The following is a 20,422-nucleotide window of genomic DNA, read 5'->3' as shown; positions in this document are numbered from 1 at the left end:
GCGTGTTCGTTGTCGGCCCGCTGTATCCATAGGTCGATGTCGCCCGCGTCGGCCGAACCTTGTCATCGAGCTGATCGTCGCCGGACGGCACGCCCTAGCCGAATGCAGCCAACGGACTCTTCAACATCGGGGAAAGTTCGTGCCGGGGCCGGTGAGTTCGGCAAGGCGGGCGGGGTGATGTCCAGGGCGATCTCGCGCCGCAGCAGCGCCGCCACTTCGGCGGCGTCGGATGTTCTCAGCCATCCGCGACGGCATCGACACCAGCCCTGTCAGCTATCCGGCATGCGCGCCCGGCGGCCGGATCGCCACTCGCGATCCTGACTCGCATGCCGTCTCCCTCAGCCAGGCGGGGAGCCGCTCAAGGTCACGCCGGTGAACCCGGTGCTGTTGACGAAGTCGGAAGCCGTGGGGAGCGCTTCAGCACGGTTGGCGCGATCTTCGCGCGGCAAGCCCCAGCGGAGTAGTCCGCTGGGGCTTGCCGTGTGGCGGCGGGGTTCGGTCAGCCAGTGCAGTTGGGTACGGCAGGGGCGCTTCCGACGCAGTTGCCGGGGGTGTTGGCGGTGATCGGTGCATTGTTGGTGGTCATGGTGCCGTTGCTCCGGTAGACGCCCCCCGCGGTCAGCAGCGCGTGGTTCACGGTCACGGCGGTCTGGGTGATGGTCGTCGCGGTCGAGTTGACCGCGGCGATACCGCCACCTTGGGCGCCGTTGTTGCCGCTGACGAGCATCGGCGTGCCGGAGACGCCGGTGGTGGTCAGTGTGCCGCGGAGACCGTTGTAGATGCCGCCACCCTGGAGCAGCGCGGTGTTCCCGAGAACGCTGCTTCTGGTGAACGACGCGGCGGGCGCCGTGCCGGACGGGGTGTCGGCGTTGGCGAGGCCGCCGCCGGCGAGGGTGGCGTAGTTGCCGCTCAGGCTGCTGCTGGTGAGTGTCACGGCGCCGCGGTTGAGTATGGCGCCCCCGTTGCCGACCACGTTGCCGTTGGTGAAGGCGACCGAGGTGGTCAGGGTGAGGTTGCCGGTCGGGCCGACTTCCGCGATCCGGAAGGGCAGCGCCGCGGTGCGGGTGATGGTTGCCGGGCCGAGCAGTTCGATCGGCGTGGTGATGACCGGCAGCCCGTTGGCGAGTCCGCCGTGCGCGGAGGTCAGGGCGTAGGTGCAGCCGCCCGCCAGGGTCAGGGTGTCGCTGTTGACCGTGGAGTTGGCGAGGTTGATGGCGGCGACGAGGGCGTTCTCACTGCAGGCGACGGGAATGGTGGTCGCCTGCGCCATGGGGGCCGCTACGATCATGCCCCCGGTCAGGGCGGTGATTCCGACGACGGCCCGCAGGACACTGCGGTTTCTTCGCATCACATCTTCTTTCCTGTGAACAAATCAAACGGGCGTGGCCACGAAGGAACGGGAAATTATCCGATGCATCCAGGGACAGGGGAGGGGCTGCCGGTGCAGTTGGTCGCGGTGTTGGCGGTCACCGTGGAGGTGTTCAGCGTCGCCGAACCCGCCACGTAGTAGATCCCGCCGGGATTCACCGTCGCCGCGTTGGTGTTGACCACGCTGCTGGTGAGGGTGAGCATCCCGTTAACGCTGGCGATTCCGCCGCCCTGGCCGGCGGTGTTGCCGTTGACCGTGCTGTTGGTGAACGTCGCCGCCGACGGGGTTCCGGTGCTGTACAAGGCGCCACCCCTGCCGTTGGCGGTGTTGCCGGACAACGCACCGCCGGTGAGTGTCACCGCGCCGAAACTGAGAATGCCTCCGCCGTCGTCATTGCCCACGGTGGCCGCGTGCCCCTTGCTCAAGGTGACCGCTTTGAGCGTGATGCCGCCGGTGGGCGCCACCTGGCCGATGCGGAAAGCGGCCGCTGTCGGTGCACGGGTGATGGTGGTGGCATTGCCCTCGAAGGTGATGGGCGTGGTAATGACCGGCAGACCGGCCGGACCGTGGACGCCGTCGTCACCATGGGCGGAGGTGAGGGTGTACGTGCACCCTGGGGTCAAGGCCACGGTGCCGCCACCGGCCGCGTTGGCCGCGTCGACCGCGGAGACCAGCGCCGCCTCGTTGCAAGGGACGGATTCTGCGCGGGCCTGTGCCGCTGCAGGGAGGACGACAGCCGATCCGGCAGCCAGAAATATGGCGCCGGCAAGCGTGGAAATCGTGCGATTGTGTCGCATTTTTACTTTCCTGGATCCGAGACCGATGGTGGAGGAGCAAGAAGCTCGAACGTCCCACTGAAAGCGGTCACCGGCGGTCAATGAACAACCACCTCGGACCCTACCCTGAATGTTCGTAAATAGACAGGTCAGCGTTATCGAAGACGGTCCATTGTCTGGTTGTGGAACCCCAGGCGTAAGAAAGGTTTCAGAGCGAGCATGACGGGTAGGTCTGTGCGTTGCGCCACCGAAACCGCGCAATTGTATGCCGAATCCTTCGAAATGGGGCGAGCGTGCTGAATCATCCGGTTCTCACGTTGACTGAGCCGGATCGCCATAGTGCCGGTAAGTCGTTGCCGGGCCCGTGTTCCCTGTTCCAGCCGCCCTCGATGCACAGGCTCTCGACCTCATCGATAGGGCGAGTGCCTCGGTGCTCAGCCCTCGGAAAAGGATGATCGAGGACGTCAGGATGAAGGTCGAAGCTCAGCGAGATCCAGGCGACCGAGGTGATGATCTACGGGACGACCACAGGCCGAATACCGCGAACCCGCCGAACAAGAATGGCGGTATTTTCAGCAGCATTCCCACACCCGCAAGCTGGAACTCGGCGAATGCGGACGCCCTACGACACGCCGTGCAAGCACGAGCACGCCTGCGTCCGCTGTCCTGCCTGCTGGGGGGTGCGAAGCTTGAGGAAGACAAGGGCCCTGTTCCCCAGGGGGTGAGGGTATGTGGAGCCACCGCGAGAGTCTTGGCATGATCCTGGTGCTGGAGCCGATTGTCACGACGTGTGTGATGACCGGCGAGGCTGTGATCGCGCGGGAACCAGCGTCCGGCTACTTTCCTGGATGCTCCCGGCCGGGTACTGGGGACTCGTATCCACTGTGTCTGGCTCTCGCCCGGTTGTGGGTTTCCGAGAGCGCCTGGAAGACGTCGACCAGGAGGATGAACCGCGCGCGCAGATCCGCGGTTTTGAGGCGTGAGGCACGGGCCTCATCGAACAGCCGAACCGCGAGCGTTGGATCGGTCATGAGCTCAAGCGTGCCTTCTGCGCTCGGCTCTGGCCAGCCCCGGCACTGAAGTTCAGCGCGAGGCCCCTGACGGGGCCATGGAGATGAGGCTGCTCAGCCAGGCAGAAACCGAGTCGGAAACGCCGCTACGGGCCCGGTATCGCGGTAGGATCGAGGGGACAGCGCCGGAGCGCCCAGCCCTTGCCCTCGCGACGATCGACCGTCATAGGCGGCCGCATCTGTCCCTCGGCCGCGCGCTCGTCGTCACAGCGGTGAGGATCAGTAGCGGTCGGCAAGCCGAGGAGCCCGATCGTGAAACTCAGAACTCTCGATCTCCGTCGACGCCCATCGCCGGCAGCGACACCGCTCGCCATTCCCGCCGCACGCGGTCACAGCGGCGGCAGGTCACGGATCGGCGTCGACCGCGCGGTCACCGCGCCGCCGATACGCCGGAATCCGCCGCTGACGGTCGCGACAGAACATTGTGGACGGACGTTGGTCCTTATCGTGGACGGCGACGTGGATCTGCACACCGCGCCCGCGGTGCACCAAGCGCTCGAATCGGCGTTGAGCCGACGACCGCGGCGGCTGGTCGTGGACCTGTCGCGGGTCCAGTTCCTGAACTCGGCGGGGCTGGAGGTTCTGCTGGACGCACACCAGCAAGCCGCGCCACACACCGATCTGCGGCTGGTCGCCACGACCCGCGCGACCTGGCGTCCGCTGCAGATCACCAGGCTGCACGAACAGTTGGCCATCCATGCTTCGCGGGACGAGGCCGTCGCCGCACCCGCACGACGAAGCGTCGAAGGCCGTTCTCCGCCGGTGGAACCCCACCGGCCCATTCCCTCGTTCGAATCGACACCGTCATGACCACGACCGAACACGCCTCGCCACCGCGACATTTCCCGGCGGGCCCGAAACCGATGCTCTCCGGTGAGCACTCCCGCTCGGAGCTCGTCACCATCCGGATCTTCCTGGTCGCGCCGTTCCTCGCGCTGGTCTCGGTGATGGTCCTCGTGTGGGGGTGGGGCCTGAGCTGGCTCGACATCGGCCTCGCGACCGGGTTCTACATCTTGACAACCTTGGGTGTCACCGTCGGTTACCACCGCTATTTCACCCACGGCGCTTTCGCGGCCAGCCGCGGTTTGCGTATCGCTCTCGCGATCGCCGGCGGCCTCGCGGCACAGGGCCCGGTCATCACCTGGGTCGCCGACCATCGCCGGCATCACGCTTTCTCCGACCGCGAAGGCGATCCGCACTCGCCGTGGCTGTTCGGGACGTCCCCGCTGGCGCTGGCACGAGGGTTCTGGCACGCGCACCTCGGGTGGCTGTTCGGCCGTGACAAGACCAATGTCGCCAGGTTCGCCCCGGATCTGGCCGCCGACGCCGACATTCGGATGGTCGACCGCCTGTTCCCGGTCTGGGTCGCGGCGACCGTGCTGGTCCCCGCCGCGCTCGGTGGCCTGATCGGCGGGTCCTGGTGGGCCGCGCTGACCGCGTTCCTCTGGGCCGGGTTGGCGAGGGTTTCCTTACAGCATCACGTGACCTGGTCGGTGAATTCGATCTGTCACATGATCGGCGCCCGGCCGTTCACCAACCGGGACCGTTCGGCGAATTTCTGGCCGCTGGCGATCCTGTCGATGGGCGAATCCTGGCACAACTCCCACCACGCCGATCCGACCTGCGCCCGCCACGGCGTGCTGCGCGGGCAGATCGACATCTCCGCCCGGGTGATCTGGCTGCTGGAGAAACTCGGCTGGGCGACCCACGTCCGCTGGCCCACCCCGCAACGAATCGCCAAGATGACCGCCCCACGGCGCGGGACCCGGAATTCCGCGATCCCCGTACACAGAAGGCGAGACCGTCGCTGTTCACCATGACCGAACAGGCCACCGAGGCGATCAACCAGCTCACCTCGGCCCAGAACGTCCACGCCGAAGGCGGCTCGCGCCTGACCCTCGATGGCCTCCCCCGCCGACGGCGCCGAGCTGACGGTCGAGGTCGCCGCGCACCCCATGGCCGGAGACCGCGTCATCACCACCGCGAGTACTCAGGTGTTCCTCGCCCGCGAGACCCGACGTCTCGGCATGCCCAAGGGAACTCCACGCGGCTGCACGTCGTCGATCGCTACGCCACCGTCGGGACCTAGCGGGAGGTCGTGCGGCCGTCGGACGATCCGGCGATGCAGGAAGCCCGCAGGTGGCGTGGCGAGACGCGGCGGCTGATCGAAGCCGAGCCGCGGCAGGGCGCCGGCGCCGGCGCCGGCCTCCGGAAGGTCGACGTCCAGGTCGCCACCTTGCAGCTGTTCGGCTCGGTGCAAGGGATGTGGGTCTGGTTTGATCCCGACGGGGCCTGCGCGCGGTAGCATGAGGGTCCGCCGCCGGAGCGCCCAGATCCCGCTCTCAGACGATCACCGATAGTAACCGGACAGTGCCAGTCGGCCCTGCCCGGCAACGTCAGGAGTCGATCGTGACACGAGCGATGTCCCTCATTCCGGGTCCCCGCGACCACCTGGCTGCTACACCGCCTGGTTGACAGAGCATGGACGCCTCTCACGCAGTGTCAGTCATCCCTGATCACGATTCCCCGCCCGCCGCGGCACCAAATGGTGACGTGGCCGACCTGCACACGATCGGTGCACCCCTGCGCGCCCGCACCGAAGTGGGTGACACCGCATGGCAACCAGCTGGCGACTCCCCGTCCCGGTAACGGAAAACTGGGACTGGCAGCTGCGAGGCAGCTGCCGCGGCCTGGACAGCACATTCTTCTTCCACCCCGACGGCGAACGCGGCCACACCAGAGACGACAGGGTCACCAAAGCCAAACAGATCTGCGAGACCTGCCCTGTTCTCATCCAGTGCCGCAGACACGCCCTGACCGCTCAGGAGCTCTACGGTGTCTGGGGTGGGCTATCCGAAGCCGACCGCCGGACCGCGACTCACCCGAGAGACAGCTGATGCCCGGCCCCAGACTGCCTCGGCCAAGGTCAAGTTCTGAGAACGAAAGGATCACCGTGGCCGCTCAACGGCATGTCGAGCTACTGAGCATGCTCGACGCCGAGAGCGATGATCCGGCCGCGCTGCTGCGACGAGTGTGCGAACTGTGCGTCGACGTGTGCGCGGTATCCGGAGCCGCGATAGTCGTCCACACCGACGGCGCGGGCGACGGCACCGCGCAAGCCGTCGCCTGCGCGACCGATCCGGTCAGTTTGATCATCGACGACCTGCAGCGCACCGTCGGCGAAGGACCCAGGGTGGCGGCATACACCCTGGGTGGCCCGGTGCTGGTCGCCGACCTGGCGACCGCTGGTACCCGCTGGCCCGCCTTCACCTCCGCGGCGCAGGCCGCCGGTGTGGCGGCGGTGTTCTCGTTCCCGCTGCATGTCGGCGCGGTCCGGGTTGGCACGCTCGACCTCTACCGCGGCAGAGAGGGTTCCCTCAGCCGGGCAGAACTGAGGGACGCGCTGGCGCTGGCCGACATCGCCACCCACACGGTGCTCGACGACCTCAGCGGCCCGGACCCCATGGACGTCGGCTGGCTGTCCGACGTCCACGCCGTGGTGCACCAAGCCACCGGCGTCGTCACAGTCCAGCTGAACGTCTCCATGCACGACGCGTTGCTGCGCATCCGAGCACACGCCTACGCTCACCAGACCCCCCTCGACGAGGTCTCCCGGCAGATCGTCGGCCGCTACCTCTACCTCGAGACAGGAGACTGACAGCATGTCAGAACAACCCCAGATCACTCCCCCGACGCGGGCCACCGCGACGGCCGCGGGCCGTGAGCAGCGGGTGGCCGACACCTTCGTCGCGCTGGCCGACACCCTGGTCGACGACTTCGACGTCCTGGAGTTCCTGCACATGCTGTGCGACCAGTGCGTCGAACTGCTCGAGGTGTCCGCGGCCGGGGTGATCCTGCTCGACGAGCACGGCGGACTCCGCATGGCGGCGGCATCCTCCGAACGGGCGGAACTGCTGGAAGTGTTCGCCGTGCAAACCGAGGACGGCCCCTGCATCGACTGCGTCCGCACCGGAGCGCCGAGTGCCAGCGCGAACATCACCGCTGACGCCGCCCGATGGCCGCGTTTCGCGGCCGCCGCCCACGAATGCGGGTTCCACGCCGTACAAGCGGTGCCGATGCGGCTACGCCGTCAGGTCATCGGAGTGCTGACTCTGCTCAAGTCAGACAGCAAGGGCGTCCACGACGCGAGCACCCGACTGGGGCAGGCCTTGGCCGACGTCGCCACGATCGGGATGCTGCAACAGCGGGCCATCGGCAACGCCGACCTGCTCGCCGAACAACTGCAGACGGCTCTCAACAGCCGGGTCATCATCGAACAAGCCAAAGGAGTGCTCTCGGTCCACAGCAACAACCTGGACATGGACGCGGCATTCACCGCACTACGCGGCTACGCCCGCTCCCACCACCAACGCCTCTCCGACCTGGCCCGCGCGGTAGCGGACGGCACAGCGAACATCCCCGAAATCCTCGCCCACCACACCTGACTCCGGATGTCCGATCGCGGTGACCGGCGCCGCATCGGATCTGGGCTCCTGCCCGGACTTTCATGGCAGGCTCGAGGTGTGCCGGGCGCTTGAGAAGAACCTTGACGCGCCAACACATTCTACGAACTTGTCCAGAAATTCTTCCGTGTGGTCGCGCGGGTGGTCATCTGCCTGTCGAGAACGGCTTTTCCGCTTGACGTTGCCCTCAAGGTTCGGGAGAGACGGGACGGCCATGGCGCGGTCGGCCACGGAGTTTTTTAGCGCACCAGCACATCGTGGCCCGGGAGTCTGGGTCATTGTCGACGCGCGTGCGCCGGGGCGTATCTCGGGCGGCCGCTGACACTGTTGGTAGGTGTTCGGTCACGCGGGTCGTTCCGGTTCTCGGTAGGGTTGGCCGGGTCGACACGAGGGGGTTGTTGAGGGTGCTGGGTGCAAGGCTCGTACCGAAGGCCTTGGTGGGTGATCCTCGCTTTTTCGTCAATCGGGAAACCGAGCTCGAGCTGATCGAGCGGGAGATGACGGGCTCGTTGGCCTCGCAGCGCGTCGGTGTCGTAGTTCTGACGGGTTTGCCCGGAGTGGGTAAGACGACACTCGCGGCGCGTGGCGCACATCGGGTGAAGCACCTGTTCCGGGACGGCTGGTTGTGGGCCGAATTGGGCAGTTCGTCGGAGTCCGTATCCGTCGACGACGTGCTCTTCCTGTTTCTGACCCAGTTGGGTGTGGAGAAGCCGCCGGCGACCTCGCAGGGCCTTCGGGCGGTGTTTCAGACGGTCACCGCGGACCTGGCTCTGCTGGTGGTGCTCGATGATGTCGAGTCAGCGGCTCAGCTGACGAACCTGCTTCCCTCGTCGTCGCGCAGTGTGGTGCTGGCGACCAGCCGTAAGCGGTCACAGGGGTTTCGGCGGGAGCGTTTCACAGTGGTGGATGTTCCGCCGTTCTCGGTGGCGAGCGCGGTGGAGCTGCTGTCCGCCGATCTGGACGCCGCGCTCGAACCAGGTGACAGGCAAGCGATCGAGGCATTGGTGGAGCTGTGCGGGCGTCTTCCGCTGGCGCTGAGTATCGCCGCTGCCCAGCTGGCCAGCCGTCATGCCGGGCAGCCGGCCGAGTACGTCGGTCAGCTTCGGACGGCGCAATCGGTGGTCAAGAAGCTCACCGAAGACGGCCGTCCGGTGGTCGAGGCCGTTTTCGAGGTCTCCTACCAGGATCTTCCGGCCGAGGCGCAGCGCGCGTATCGCCTGCTGAGCCTCCATCCAGGCAACCGGTTCAGTGCCGGCGCGGCGCAGGCGCTGCTCGATATCACCGGCGACTCCGAGCTGGAGACGCTGGTCGTCGCGAATCTGCTGACCCAGGTCCGCCCGGGCCGGTACGAGTTTCACAGCCTGGTCCGCGATCACGCTGCCGGGCTGGCGGATCACGTCGAGCAGCCTGAGGAGTGTCAGGCGGCGGTGGAGCGGGTCGTCGAGTGGTATCTGCGGTTCGCGGTGGCACGCCAGCTCGCGATCAGCGACCGGCCGCGGTTCGGGGAGTATTTCGACGGCCGTGTCACGTCGTCTCAGGACAGTGTCAACGCGTGGGCGGACCTGGAAGCCGAGCGAGCGAACCTGCGCCGCACGGCGAGAACCGCCGCGGAAGAGGGGCTTCACGCGCTGACCTGGCAACTGAGCGAGGCTCTCGCGACCTTCTATTTCCAGCGTGATCTCTTCGACGACGCGATCGCCGTCCATGCTTTCGGGCTGGCCGCCGCGATCGCGGTATACGAGGACACGGGGGATGCCAGGCCGGTGCTGCGGATGCGGGCCGAGCTCGGCACCGCGTACTTCTCGGCGAAGGACGACGCGGCCGCGATGGAGCAGTTCGCGGCCGCGGCCGAGCTGGCCGACGGACTGCCCGAATCCGGCGAGGTGCTGTTCACCCGGGAGAAGATGTTCCAGTGGAAGTCGTTCGTCCACCAGCGCCGCGGTGAGTTCGCGGCCGCGGTCCGGGCGATCGACGACGCACGGTCCATTGTGGATGTTCCCGGATTTCCCGCAGGCGAGCGTGCGCGGGAGGGTGCTTTGCTCGACATGAACGGCGGGCCGATGCTGGCAGCGGTGGGCAGATTCGGGGACGCCGTGGCTCGCGGCCGCGCGGCGGTGGCCTATTTCGCCGACGGTAAGGAAAAGTTCAATCTGGCGAAGTCGCTCGCCAACCTCGGCTCGTCCCTGGCGGCGGCCGGAGCGGACCACCACGAGGAGGCCGAGCGCACGCTGCGTGAGGCACTGAGGTCGCTCGCGGAGCAGGAGATGCAGTTCTGGGAAGCCGAAACCAGCACTGAGCTCGCCGACCTGCTCGAGCGCGCGGGCCGCCTCGCAGAGGCAACGTCCCTGCTGAAACGCGCCGAAGAGCTGTACACGCTTCTGGACGACCGGAAGGCACAGTCACTCAGGGACCGGCTGGGCGAGCGTTGACGTGATCCGGATCGTCAGCCGATGCGGCCCGGCGATCACACTGGTCACCGCGGGGAGTTCGCTCAGGGCGCGCTGCGCGAGCAGCCATGCGTAGATCAGCGAGCCCGCGACGACCGGATCCGCGGTGTCGAGGACGACCTGGCCAGCGTCTCGAACGTGCACGACACAGGCCTTGCCTGTGACGACGGCGAGCGCCGCTCCAGGAAAGCGCTGCAGGGTGTCATCGAGGACAGCGGTGGTCCGGTCGGGATTCTCGGACGGTCCGATCAGGACGACGTCGGCACTGTCCAGCAGGGCACGCTGCGGATGATCCTCGTGCGCGACAAGGAATGTATCGTCGATTTCCGCGGCCGCTGACCGGCCAGGTGTCACCTCAGCCGGGTAGCGGACAAGGTGAGCGGTCGCGGTGCTGTCGAATGAGCAGACGACACGGTCCGCGGTGTGCTCAGGTCGCGGGGCCACGACCATGGCTTCAGCCGGGACAACTGGGACCAGAGCGGCCGAATTCGGCTCAGCAAGGTCGAGATGCCGGTAGAATAACGTGCGCAACCTGGCCGCGGACTCACCGGGGCACGAGGTCACCGCATCCCGGACAATGCGATAGGCCTCGACATCTTGGTCGAGCGCGGTGGTGATCTGATCACGCAACGACACGTGCCGGTGCAGGCGCGGCGCCGTGCGGCCCAGTAGATCGGCCGCGGACCCGGCGGCGACGTCCTCGTCAGGGAAGGACGCCAGCAAGACCGGCCGGAGAAGGCCCGCCGCGTAGCACGTGGTCGCGCCGTGGTCTCCCAGGACCAGGTCGGACGCGATCAGCATGGCCTGCCAGCCTTCCTCCGGCGGGACGACCAGCAACCCCGCGCGTACGCAGTCGGCCAGCCAGGTGTGCACCTGCCAGGGACCGTGCCCGTGCCAGACGTTCGGGTGAATCACCGCGGCGACCCGGTAGTCGTCACTCGGCAGACATGCGAGCACCTCGCGGAACAGCGAGGGCCAGGTACCCATGAGCGACCGCCGCCACCACGTGCTCGAGATCGTGACGAGCTTCTGCCCGGGGGCTACACCGAGCCTGCCGCGGTACTGGTCGCGAAGGTGACTGCTGCGCAGCATCCGGTCGAAGCAGGGATCTCCGGCCACGACAGCACTGCTGGCGGCCGCCGGAGTCGTCGACTCGAGCCTGGCCAGCTGCTCTTCATGCGACAGCACCAGCGACGTCGCGATGGGCCTGCCGTTGTAGAGCAACCATTCCGGTGAGAGCCCGAACACGGACCGGTTTCCGGTTTCCGGTTTCCGGTTTCCGGTTTCCGGTTTCCGGTTTCCGGGAGAATTCTTATTGTATCCGGCGCCGTGGGGAATGATGACGAGGGGTGCGGTTATTTCGGTGAGTCCGCCGTGATTGGCCGCGATGACGAGGTCGAACTCGGTGTCGATCGCTTGATGCCAGGGAATGATGACGGTTCCCAGGTCCTGGAGAAAACGGTGTATGCCGTGCTGAAAAGGATCCGAGCCGTTCCAGCTGAACACCACCTGTATCCGGGGATCCGAGTCGAACACCGTGATCACATCGAGCAATCTCAGCAGGGACGTGATGTGGTGGGCGACAACGAGGACGAGCCGTTCGGGTTCGATGGTGTTCCAGTGCTGCGCCTGGAGGCTGATCGGCACTTTGACCGGGGACACGATGGACACGGGGCTCCCTGCGCGAACGGGCGGTGCGGTGGTGCTCAGCCACCGTAGCTGATCATCGGTGTCGGGCAGCCGTAGCCACGAGGCGGTCTCGGTCAGGAAGTGGCGCACGGTGTCGACCTGGTCGAAGTTGCGCAGCGCGTGTTGATGGGCGCCTCGGCGCAGGTGGGAGCGGCTGGTGTGGTCCATCTCGAGTGCGCGGCGCAGGGCCTCGGCCAGGTGAGGCGGGGAACCGGGTGGACAGGAGATGCCGGTGCTCCCGTCGATGACCTGGTGGGCGAGCCCGCCGGCTGTGGTGCTGATCACGGGTGCGGCCCCGGCGGCGAAGGCTTCCATCGGGATCCTCCCGAACGGTTCGGCCCGCGAGGGCACGACGACGCCGCGCAGTCCGGGATGGCCGAGCAAGCTGGGGACGGCGGGAGTGAACCGGGTCAGGATCGTGTGGGTGAGGTCGAGCTGACGAAGGCTGGTCATCAGGTGCTGCTGGTAGCTGCTCGGGAGCGGTGATTCGCTGGTGGCGGCGAGAATGAGATGCGGGATCTCGGTTCCGGTGTCCTGCAAGATCTCGAGGGCGTCGAGGAGATCGTCGAAGCCTTTGTATGGTTCGGCGCGTCCCATGGAGAGCAGAAACTCTGCGGGAAATACGGAGCCCCGGAGTAATTCGTGCTGTCGGTCGCTGCGAGCCCATTCGGAATGGGCGAGACCGTCGGGAACCGGCAGCATGGCGGAGCGCGGTACGCGGTAGTCGGCGTGCAAGTGGCGCGCCATGAAAGGGGAGATGGCGCCGACTCTTGTTCCGTCCGCCAGGCCGGCGTGCAGTTCTTCTGTTTCCCAGCGGATGCGGCGGCGGTCGAGTGGTGTGTGGATCAGGCCCGTGGAGCGCGGAACCACTACAGTGCGGGCTCGCGCTCGGCGGGACAGCAGGGCCGGAAGCCCGAAGAACGGAACGTCGAAGGCGACGATCAGGAGTGGTCCGGCCTGGGGAAGTACCTCCAGTTCGATCCGGTCCGCCGCGTGCGCGGAGAGACGTTGGAAGTTCTCGACCGTTCCCCAACGGTCGATGCCGTCCGTGCCGTTGTCCACGGGGAGGATCGTCGTGTCCGCTGCCGAGACGAGAGCCTCGGCCCGCGCGTGCCAGTCAGGGTGATGTTGGTGGCTTGAGGGGTGCAGTAACAGCGGCAGTATGACGAGGCGAGTCCCGGGGGCGAGCAGCTGCACCAGCGTTTCGAGAAACGCGAAGTTCGCGTAGCCGGCTCCCGTGCCGCACCCGTACCAGCCGTCGTGCAGGGCGACCGCGATCGTCGGCCGCCGGGTCATGCGGGAGAAGCACCGCGATCGGCCGTGCTCGTGCCGAGGTATTCCGGTGTGCTCGTGGCAGGGTCGGTCAGCGCTTGTGCCAGCTGTTCTTCGGTGAGCCCGCGGCTTTCGGTGAGGTCGGTGCCGCGGATATCGGTTCCGTCGAAAACGGCGCCGGCGAAGTCGGCGCCGCGGAGGGTGGCGCCGCGGAGATCTGCCGAGCTCAGGTTCGCCCGCGAGAGGCGGGTGTCCGTCAGATCCGCTTTGGCGAGAACGGCGCCGGACAGGTCGGCGTTGATCAGGGTCGCCTGGCACAGGCGTGTTTCGCCGAGGTCGGCGTCGGCCAGCACCGTACCGGTGAGTTCGGCGGAGCTCAGGTCCGCGCGGTGCAGCGGCATCTCTCGGAGGACGGTTTGGGCGACCCGGATCCCGCGCAGGTCGAGCGGGTTGTCGCCGGCCTGCCGCTTTGGTGGCAGACCGCGGTTGCGCAGTGCAGCCAGCGCGGCGGAGATGTCGTCGTGGTCCGGGGAACTCGCCGCGACGGTGCGGTGTCGGAGGAACCCGGTGAGGCTCGCGAGAACACGGTTCCGGTCGGCGGGAGAGTCGTGCAAGATCCGGTCCAGTGCACGGACGCCGCCTGCGCGCACGGTTTCGTCGGCGGATCCGAGATGGTCGATCGCGGCGTTGAAGCGGTCGGTGAACTGCTTGTCCCGGTCGAGGAAGAATTTCCGTCCTGTGTAGTAGAGGCCGCCACCGACGACCGCCGCGCTCAGTACTGACCCGATGAGCGTGCGGATGCTGCTCAGCGCGGCGAGGCGCTCGTTCGGATTGAGCCGGGCGAGGTCGCTACCGCCGATCCACGTGGTGAGTGGCCCGAAGAGGAACCACAACAAGGCCACGCCCGCCACGACCGCGCCGCCGCCGGCGAGATATCGAACCCAAGAACGAGTCATACCGTCATCTCACTATGCCTCTCAGCCGGGAGTGACGGAGGGTAGGTCCCAGGTAAGGGCCGCCGCGGGAAACGGTTGCCTGATCGTCTGCGAATGCGTTCGCAGACGATCCTGGGTCATGGATAAGTAGGCAGTCGCTCACCTTGGCTAGAAAATCGAATACCTGTCGCCAGGCAGTTACGGAATCAGCATCACGCCTGCCAGGTGGGCAGTCTCAGTGCCTCACCCGGAAGGGTCCGTGCATGGCGGTTCACGGGATGAGCGCGAATGATGATCACTTGAAGGAACAGCAGGTCCTTCAAGTTCGACCAACCCCTCAAAGTGCCGCAATGAGTACGAATCGGAGGTCGGACTCGGTGGGTGTGGAAGGCAAAGCGGTCCGGCGATGTCACGGCATTCGCTGTCCTCGTAGAACGCCACTGTGTGGCTGCCTACTACCGTCGCTGCTTCCTCCAGACCCTGAGCCGTGCTATCGCAGTCGCGTCGGCCGCGACCAAGCCGACCGGTCAGTGAATCGGTATTCCTCCGCCGGGTAGTGACGCGTCCGTCGCCATGACGGAAGGGGGCCTTTGTCGGTACCCTCCACTCGGTGGAGGGGGTTGATGTTGATCGACACGTCGGTGCCGGACCAGATTCCGGGTAAGAACCACAACCATGTCAACCAGGATCTGACCCTGGAACGCGGGATGGCGGTGGTCCGGGGCGGCGACGGTAATCAGATCGTGGTCTTCAGCGGTACGCCGGGGGTGGGTAAGACCGCGACGGCGATCGAGTTGTCCCACCGTGCCCGTGCCTTTTTCCCGGAGGGCCGGTTGTTCGCCCGACTGTCCGGTGGCCTGGAGCAGCCGGGGACCGAGGCCGAGGTGCTGAAGGATTTTCTGCTCGCGTTTCGCGAGCGGCCGGAGGACATCCCGGACCGGTTGGATGCCCGCCGCGCTCGTTTCCAGACGTTGACCGCGGGCCGGCGGCTGCAGGTGTTCCTCGACGGCGCGACATCGGCGAGCCAGGTGCGGACTTTGCTCCCAGGTGTCGGGCCGTCGCTGGTGATCGTCACCGAGGGGCGGCCGCTGAGCACACTGATGGTGGACAACCCGGTCACCTTCCTCGAACTCGCCCCCTTGGAGGACGACGCGGCGGTCGAGCTGTTCTCCCGGTTGATCGGCGAGGACCGGGTGGCCGCCGAGCGCGCCGAGGTCGACGAGATCATCAAGCTGTGCGGGCATCTGCCCATCGCGCTGTGCGTGGTCGGCGCCATGATCACTCGGTCGCGCCGGGCGACAGTGGCGTCCATGGCCACCCGCCTGGGCGACGAGCGCCGCAGGGTCACCAGGCTGTCGCTTGATGATGATCTGTCCGTGACGTCGGTGTTCAATGCCGCGTACCGGTTGCTCGGTGACTCCGCCCAGGTCTGTTACCGGGCCTTGGGACTGCGACCGCGTAGCGGCGAGATCGGCATTCCGGCGCTGGCCGCGGCCTTGGAGATGCCGGACTACGAAGTCCTGGACGCCATGACCGAACTCGCCGACGCCAGACTCGTCGACGAGCTCGAGGACGATCGCTATGTGGTGCGGGAATTGGTCGCGCTGCACGCGGAACAGCTCGAAGATCGCCAGGGAAGCGAACGCTCTGCCGAGACCGCTCGGCTTCTGGACTTCTACCGCCAAGGCGCGATCGATGCGGACGCGATGATCGCCCCGTTACGCCCGTGGCGGCAGTCACTGTTCCCCGAACTCATCGCCGGCCAAGGCCATGACACACCTGATCGAGCGCGGCAGTGGCTGCGGGCCGAGCGCGCCAACCTACGGGCCGTTGTCGAGTATGCCCACGAACTCGACCGGCAGGATCTTCTCGCGCAGTGGTGTGTCCTGCTCTGGCCGTTCTACGAGAAAGAGAAGTTCCTGGACGACCTGTTCGCCACTCATCGGCTCGCGCTCCGGAAGGTCACGGCGCCGCAGACGCGCAGTTTGCTGCATACCCAGGTCGGCTACGCCCACTACTGGTTGCGCGAGCTCACGGATGCGGCCGGCGAGTTCGAGCGAGCGGTCGCGCTGGCGTGCGAGGTCGGAAGCCCGGAACTGGAAGCGACCGCATCGGAGGGGCTCGGGCTGGTCAAACTCGCCCAGGGCCGGCTCGATGAGGCGCGGACGCTCCTCGTGCGCTCACTCGAGCTGGCGAAGGACACAGGGGACGTGCGCCGGATCGCGCTCGCTGAGCTGCACCTGGCCAAAACCGAGGCGCCGAGCAGGGCCTTGGAACTGCTCGAACACGCCGAAGCCGTGTTCGTCGGGTTGGATGCGGATGAGGCGGAGAACGAGGCGAAGGTCCTGACCTGGCGGGGAAGGAAGCTGATCGAACTCGGCGACTACGGCACCGCCCGAGATCTACTGAGGCGCGCGTTGGACACGATGGCGACGCGCGGACGGCGCTTCGATGAAGCCGAGGCGCTCACCGCGCTCGGCGCCGCCGCCTCCGGAGCGGGAGAGACGCGCCAGGCCATCGAGCACTACCAGGAAGCACTGGTGATCTACGAAGGCCTGCGGTTCACCGGCCCGGCTGAAGCCGTGCGCGCAGAACTCACCGCCCTGGGAGACACAGCCTCGCCCTGACCGGACGCTCCTGTGCTCCCCAGGAAACGGACCATACTTCGGGAAAGTCATCAAGGGCGTTTCCCTGAGCCAGCCACTCATAGACCACCGAGACGAACACCCGGCAGGTCGAGCTGTCGCCCTCGACCCGCACACGGTGGCCGGTGCGGTCACCCACCAGCCAGGCCCGGTCGGTCACCGGTGCGGCCGCCAGGACACAGCCCGGCATGAGGGCGAGAGTCCCGGCGATCCAGTCGTCGGCATCCGCACCCTCCTCCCCGAGGATGACATCGGCCGTTTCCAGCCATCGCCGCAGCGGCTCGTTCACCCCCACCGCCAGATGAGCCTCACGCAACGCTGCCTGCGGGCCTGTTCTGATTCCTTCGGCAGGGAACCGCGTCACGACCGCGGAACCTGCCCGGTCCAGCACAATCCGGACCTGATGAGAATCCGGCCCGGTCAAGGGTCGGCCCGGAAGTGGCAGTGCGACGACCTCTGCCTGTTCCGGCGGCTCAGGCAGACGAAGAATCCGGTAGAACGCGCGGCGCAACAGCGCGGCGGCACGTCCTGGCTCCGACGTGGTCAACGCCGTGATCTCCGCATAGCGACCCGGATCGTGCTCGGCGATCGCAGTCCGGACCTGTGCGGCGAGATCGCCCGAAAGATCAAGCCGCGGACCCGTGGCCAGCAGGTGTGCGATCGGGGACTGCGGATCAACGGTGTGCCCGGGTGTGGTCGCCAGCAACAACGGGTTACCCAAGGCTGTGGAGTAGAACGGCACCGACCCGTGATCGCCGATGACAAGGTCGGCCGCGACAATCGCCGCCCGCCATTCGTCGACGTCCTGCGACACGTGAACCCCGTGACGGCGGCAGGAGGACAACCATTCCAATACCTGCCAACGGGAATGATGTGACCAAATGTTCGGATGCAACGCGACGATCACCCGGAACTCGTCGATCGGCAGGCTGCCCGCGATCATCCGCGGCAACTGCGGCGCGGCACTCAGGAGCGAGTCAGATCCCCAGGTCGATGAGAGCACCACGAGCTTCTGTCCGGCGGACATACCGAACGCCCGCCGGTAGGTCGGACGCAGAGCAACACTCGCCGACAGCCTGTCGTAGCACACGTCCCCGGCCACCAGGGCGTAAGGAACCGCCTCGGGACACGCGGCACGCAACCTGTCGAGCTGTTCGGAATGGGACAGCACCAGCGCCGAGGGAACTACGCGACCCTTATGGACAAGCCACTCAGGCGACAAACCGAAAACTGGTTTCCGGTTTCCGGTTTCCGGTTTCCGGTTTCCGGTTTCCAAGTATTTATTGTATCCCATTCCGTGTGGGACTACGACCAAGGGCGCGTTGATTCGATGAAGGTCGCCGCCGTAGCTTGCCGAGACGGCAAGGTCGAATTCCTGACTCGTTGCCTCGTCCCACGGGATCTCGGTCACGCCATGCTTGGCCAGAAACTCCGCGGTGCCTTCATCGAAGGCGGATGACCCGGTCTTGGTGAACACCACGCGGATCCGCGGGTCCGCCGCCAGGAGGGGGAGCGTGTCGAGAAGCCGGGTGGCCGCCGTCACATTGTGCACGACAGCCAGGACCACGCGCTGCGTCGCCACCGTGGACCAGGGGTCCGGTGGTTCCGATGAGGATTCAAGCGCTGCCGTCGACACGAGAGGTCATCGTAAACGGCGTACTTCCGGGCCGGTCATGATCGTGACGAAACTCGTGGACCACACCCGCGGGTTTGTTGTCGTAGGAGCTGGCCAGGCAAGACTGAGTCCCTTGGATGTCCTGAGTGCACAACAGCTGCCGGACCGCCGCATGGCTGGAAGCCGACGCACAGCCGCGGCCAGACGGCATCGATGGGTTCTCGCGGTGAGTGGGCTGATCACCATGCGATCGGCGATCTGGTCGTTGGACAGGCCGTGTACGACCAGGGTGATGGCCTCGCGTTCGCGGTTGGTCAGTTCTTTCAGGCGGGTGCCGGTGTTGAGCGGCTGGGAGGAAATCTTCGGGTTCGATGTCTTTTGACGAGGAATCCGGTGGTGCCGGCGCGCAGTTCGTCCGACCGCTGCGGTCCTCGACACCTTCCCGACCAGCCGAGACGATCACTAGTCGGGTCGGGAGGTCGTGGTGACCGTCAGCGGCCCGGTTCGCGAGGTGCACCTCGCGAAACTGGCGTGTCGACCCGGCAGACGCGCAGCCCGGCCGTGCGGTGGTCCGTGGGGTCTGTTTCAGCGTTGCCCGTGATCGGGCCCAGCGGCCTGGTGTATGGCTGCGGCGATGGCGGGGAAGTCCTTGCGCAAGATGTTGCCGTGGTTGCTGGGGACCTTCGCGTGGATCTTGATGTTCGGGTTGCGTTCGACTACCTGATCGAGGCTGGCGCGGATGCGTTCCTGCTCGTCACCCTTGCTTCCGAACGACGTCCCCGACGCGTTCACATACCGCGTCGGGACGGAGATGTTGTCCAGCACGGGGCCCAGTTCGCGTTCGCGGGCGAACTCGCCGGCCTCGATGTTGCTGTCGGCCATTTGTTCGGCGGTCATCCGGGATGCCAGGCCGAACGGGCGCAGGAGGAGCATCAGCCAGCTCAGCCGCCGCCACAGCTTCCGCATTCCCTCGATATCGACCTCGTCGATCCAGTCGTGCGGTTGCGCGCCGTCGACCAGGACCGCGCCGATGGTGCGGTCGGGATTGCGGCTGGCCCAGTGCGCCGCGACGAATGCCCCGTAGGACCAGCCGATCACCAACGCCCGCTCCACATTCCTGGCCGCGAGAACGGCGTCGACATCCCGGACGTTCGTCTCGAATGAATAGTCCGCCGAACGCTTCGACTTGCCGCGGGCCCGCATGTCGTAGGTGATGTGCCGCCACTCCGGCCCCAGGTCGGCGATGACCCGCCGCCAGTATCGCTGGGTGGCGACGTGGCCGTTGAGGTAGAGCACGGGGATTCCGGGGCCGCCGGTGTCGGTGACGGCCAGCTCCGTGTCATCGACCGGCACCATGCCGGTCCACGTCGAATCGGTCGGGGAAATGCTGTTCTTCGTCATGTGGTCCTCCTGGTCGTGGTGGGTTGTTCTGCTTCGTCAGAGGCTGCGGGCGGCGATGTCGCCGTGCGAGGAGGTGGCGCGGATGTCGAGTCCGGCGGTGCCGTCGTTCTTGAGGGCGTTGGTGATGCGGCCGTAGTCGGTGCCGGCGTCCAAGGTGGCCGAGACGCCGGCCGCGGCGGCGACCGAGATGTCGCCGGACTGGGTTCGGAGCACGACCGTGCCGCGCACGGCCTCGGCGATCCGGATGTCGCCCCTGGTGGTGCTGATCTCCGCGGGGCCGTTGAGCCGGCCGACCTCGACGTCACCCTCGACCGCGGTGAGGCGGACGCTCGCGGCCTCGTCGATCTTGATCCGGCGGTACGCGCCTTCGAAGGTGACGTCGCCTAGGCGTCCGACGCCGCGGAGCTCGGTGCCGCCGGCCTTGGCCTCGATGCGGGAGCCGGCGGGCAGCCGGACGGTGATCTCCAGGGACCCGGAGGGGCCGAAGAGTTGATTTCCGGGCGTCGAGGCCGTGATCCGCAGGACGCCGTCCGTGTAGGCGACGGTGGCCTGCTCGACAGCCTTGGTGTCGCGGCTCTTGGAGGGGTCGGCCGGTAGGACCTCGACGGTGGTGTCGGTGCGGTCCGCCGCGATGAACTGGATGCGTCCGGCGGTGATGTCCAGGACCGCGGAAATCGGGGCGGGGGTGTCGAACTTCTGCATGATGCTCTCCGTGCTGGCTCGTTGTTTCTGATATTAGA

General features: G+C 66.8%; 17 protein-coding genes and 1 pseudogene. 9 read left to right on the top strand and 9 right to left on the bottom strand.

Annotated elements, in window-relative coordinates; all coding sequences use genetic code 11:
- Positions 1-499 precede the first annotated feature (499 nt).
- The 3 genes from ACLJRL_RS09870 to ACLJRL_RS09860 all read right to left on the bottom strand — a co-directional run bounded on the left by ACLJRL_RS09870 (position 500) and on the right by ACLJRL_RS09860 (position 3,176).
- On the bottom strand, positions 500-1,348 hold the full coding sequence (locus ACLJRL_RS09870) for a hypothetical protein (RefSeq protein ID WP_410655778.1): 849 nt from the start codon (positions 1,346-1,348) through the stop codon (positions 500-502).
- Between the two features lie 56 nt (positions 1,349-1,404).
- Positions 1,405-2,247, bottom strand: coding sequence for a hypothetical protein (locus ACLJRL_RS09865; RefSeq protein ID WP_410655777.1), 843 nt, complete (start codon positions 2,245-2,247; stop codon positions 1,405-1,407).
- 734 nt (positions 2,248-2,981) lie between these two features.
- Positions 2,982-3,176, bottom strand: coding sequence for a hypothetical protein (locus ACLJRL_RS09860; protein WP_410655776.1), 195 nt, complete (start codon positions 3,174-3,176; stop codon positions 2,982-2,984).
- Positions 3,177-3,467: 291 nt separating this feature from the next.
- Here ACLJRL_RS09860 and ACLJRL_RS09855 point away from each other — a divergent pair, with 291 nt between their 5' ends.
- The 8 genes from ACLJRL_RS09855 (at position 3,468) to ACLJRL_RS09820 (ending at position 10,107) form a co-directional block, all read left to right on the top strand.
- Positions 3,468-4,025 (top strand): STAS domain-containing protein, encoded by a 558-nt coding sequence (locus ACLJRL_RS09855; RefSeq protein ID WP_410655775.1) that lies wholly within the window; start codon positions 3,468-3,470, stop codon positions 4,023-4,025.
- Complete coding sequence (locus ACLJRL_RS09850; protein WP_410655774.1) at positions 4,022-5,035, top strand: acyl-CoA desaturase; 1,014 nt, start codon at positions 4,022-4,024, stop codon at positions 5,033-5,035. The genes ACLJRL_RS09855 and ACLJRL_RS09850 overlap by 4 nt, the downstream gene beginning before the upstream one ends.
- Entirely contained in the window at positions 5,032-5,304 is a 273-nt protein-coding gene (locus ACLJRL_RS09845; protein WP_410655773.1) for a hypothetical protein, read from the top strand. Before ACLJRL_RS09850 ends, ACLJRL_RS09845 begins: the two co-directional genes overlap by 4 nt.
- Positions 5,305-5,313: 9 nt before the next feature.
- On the top strand, positions 5,314-5,520 hold the full coding sequence (locus tag ACLJRL_RS09840; RefSeq protein ID WP_410655772.1) for a hypothetical protein: 207 nt from the start codon (positions 5,314-5,316) through the stop codon (positions 5,518-5,520).
- A 310-nt stretch (positions 5,521-5,830) separates the two neighbouring features.
- The gene (locus tag ACLJRL_RS09835) at positions 5,831-6,112 is read left to right on the top strand and encodes a WhiB family transcriptional regulator (protein WP_410655771.1); all 282 of its coding nucleotides are present in this window, start codon (positions 5,831-5,833) and stop codon (positions 6,110-6,112) included.
- Positions 6,113-6,168: 56 nt separating this feature from the next.
- Entirely contained in the window at positions 6,169-6,873 is a 705-nt protein-coding gene (locus ACLJRL_RS09830; RefSeq protein ID WP_410655770.1) for a GAF and ANTAR domain-containing protein, read from the top strand.
- 4 nt (positions 6,874-6,877) lie between these two features.
- Entirely contained in the window at positions 6,878-7,660 is a 783-nt protein-coding gene (locus ACLJRL_RS09825) for a GAF and ANTAR domain-containing protein (protein ID WP_410655769.1), read from the top strand.
- Between the two features lie 515 nt (positions 7,661-8,175).
- A complete protein-coding gene (locus ACLJRL_RS09820; protein WP_410655768.1) occupies positions 8,176-10,107 on the top strand; it encodes an NB-ARC domain-containing protein in 1,932 nt (643 codons plus the stop codon).
- Here the strand turns inward: ACLJRL_RS09820 and ACLJRL_RS09815 are convergent.
- Positions 10,078-13,110: a glycosyltransferase family 4 protein gene (locus ACLJRL_RS09815; protein ID WP_410655767.1), complete on the bottom strand. Its 3,033-nt coding sequence runs from the start codon at positions 13,108-13,110 to the stop codon at positions 10,078-10,080. The genes ACLJRL_RS09820 and ACLJRL_RS09815 overlap by 30 nt on opposite strands.
- Positions 13,107-14,042, bottom strand: coding sequence for a pentapeptide repeat-containing protein (locus ACLJRL_RS09810; protein ID WP_410655766.1), 936 nt, complete (start codon positions 14,040-14,042; stop codon positions 13,107-13,109). Before ACLJRL_RS09810 ends, ACLJRL_RS09815 begins: the two co-directional genes overlap by 4 nt.
- A gap of 602 nt (positions 14,043-14,644) precedes the next feature.
- Here ACLJRL_RS09810 and ACLJRL_RS09805 point away from each other — a divergent pair.
- The gene (locus ACLJRL_RS09805; RefSeq protein ID WP_410655765.1) at positions 14,645-16,648 is read left to right on the top strand and encodes a tetratricopeptide repeat protein; all 2,004 of its coding nucleotides are present in this window, start codon (positions 14,645-14,647) and stop codon (positions 16,646-16,648) included.
- On the opposite strand, the gene ACLJRL_RS09800 is transcribed toward ACLJRL_RS09805, so the two are convergent.
- The 4 genes and pseudogenes from ACLJRL_RS09800 to ACLJRL_RS09785 form a co-directional block, all read right to left on the bottom strand.
- A complete protein-coding gene (locus ACLJRL_RS09800; protein ID WP_410655764.1) occupies positions 16,617-18,302 on the bottom strand; it encodes a hypothetical protein in 1,686 nt (561 codons plus the stop codon). The two genes, ACLJRL_RS09805 and ACLJRL_RS09800, sit on opposite strands and share 32 nt — an antisense overlap.
- A 6-nt stretch (positions 18,303-18,308) precedes the next feature.
- A pseudogene (locus ACLJRL_RS09795) lies at positions 18,309-18,697 on the bottom strand (LuxR C-terminal-related transcriptional regulator); the annotation flags it as partial.
- A 169-nt stretch (positions 18,698-18,866) separates the two neighbouring features.
- Entirely contained in the window at positions 18,867-19,682 is an 816-nt protein-coding gene (locus tag ACLJRL_RS09790) for an alpha/beta fold hydrolase (protein ID WP_410655763.1), read from the bottom strand.
- Positions 19,683-19,718: 36 nt separating this feature from the next.
- Positions 19,719-20,384, bottom strand: a complete 666-nt coding sequence (locus ACLJRL_RS09785; protein WP_410655762.1) for a DUF4097 family beta strand repeat-containing protein — start codon at positions 20,382-20,384, stop codon at positions 19,719-19,721.
- Positions 20,385-20,422: the final 38 nt, after the last annotated feature.

This window comes from Amycolatopsis sp. lyj-112 (genome assembly GCF_046549055.1).
Classification (GTDB): domain Bacteria; phylum Actinomycetota; class Actinomycetes; order Mycobacteriales; family Pseudonocardiaceae; genus Amycolatopsis.
The sequence above is the reverse complement of the archived record's forward strand: the minus strand, read 5'-3'. Positions and strand labels throughout refer to the sequence as shown.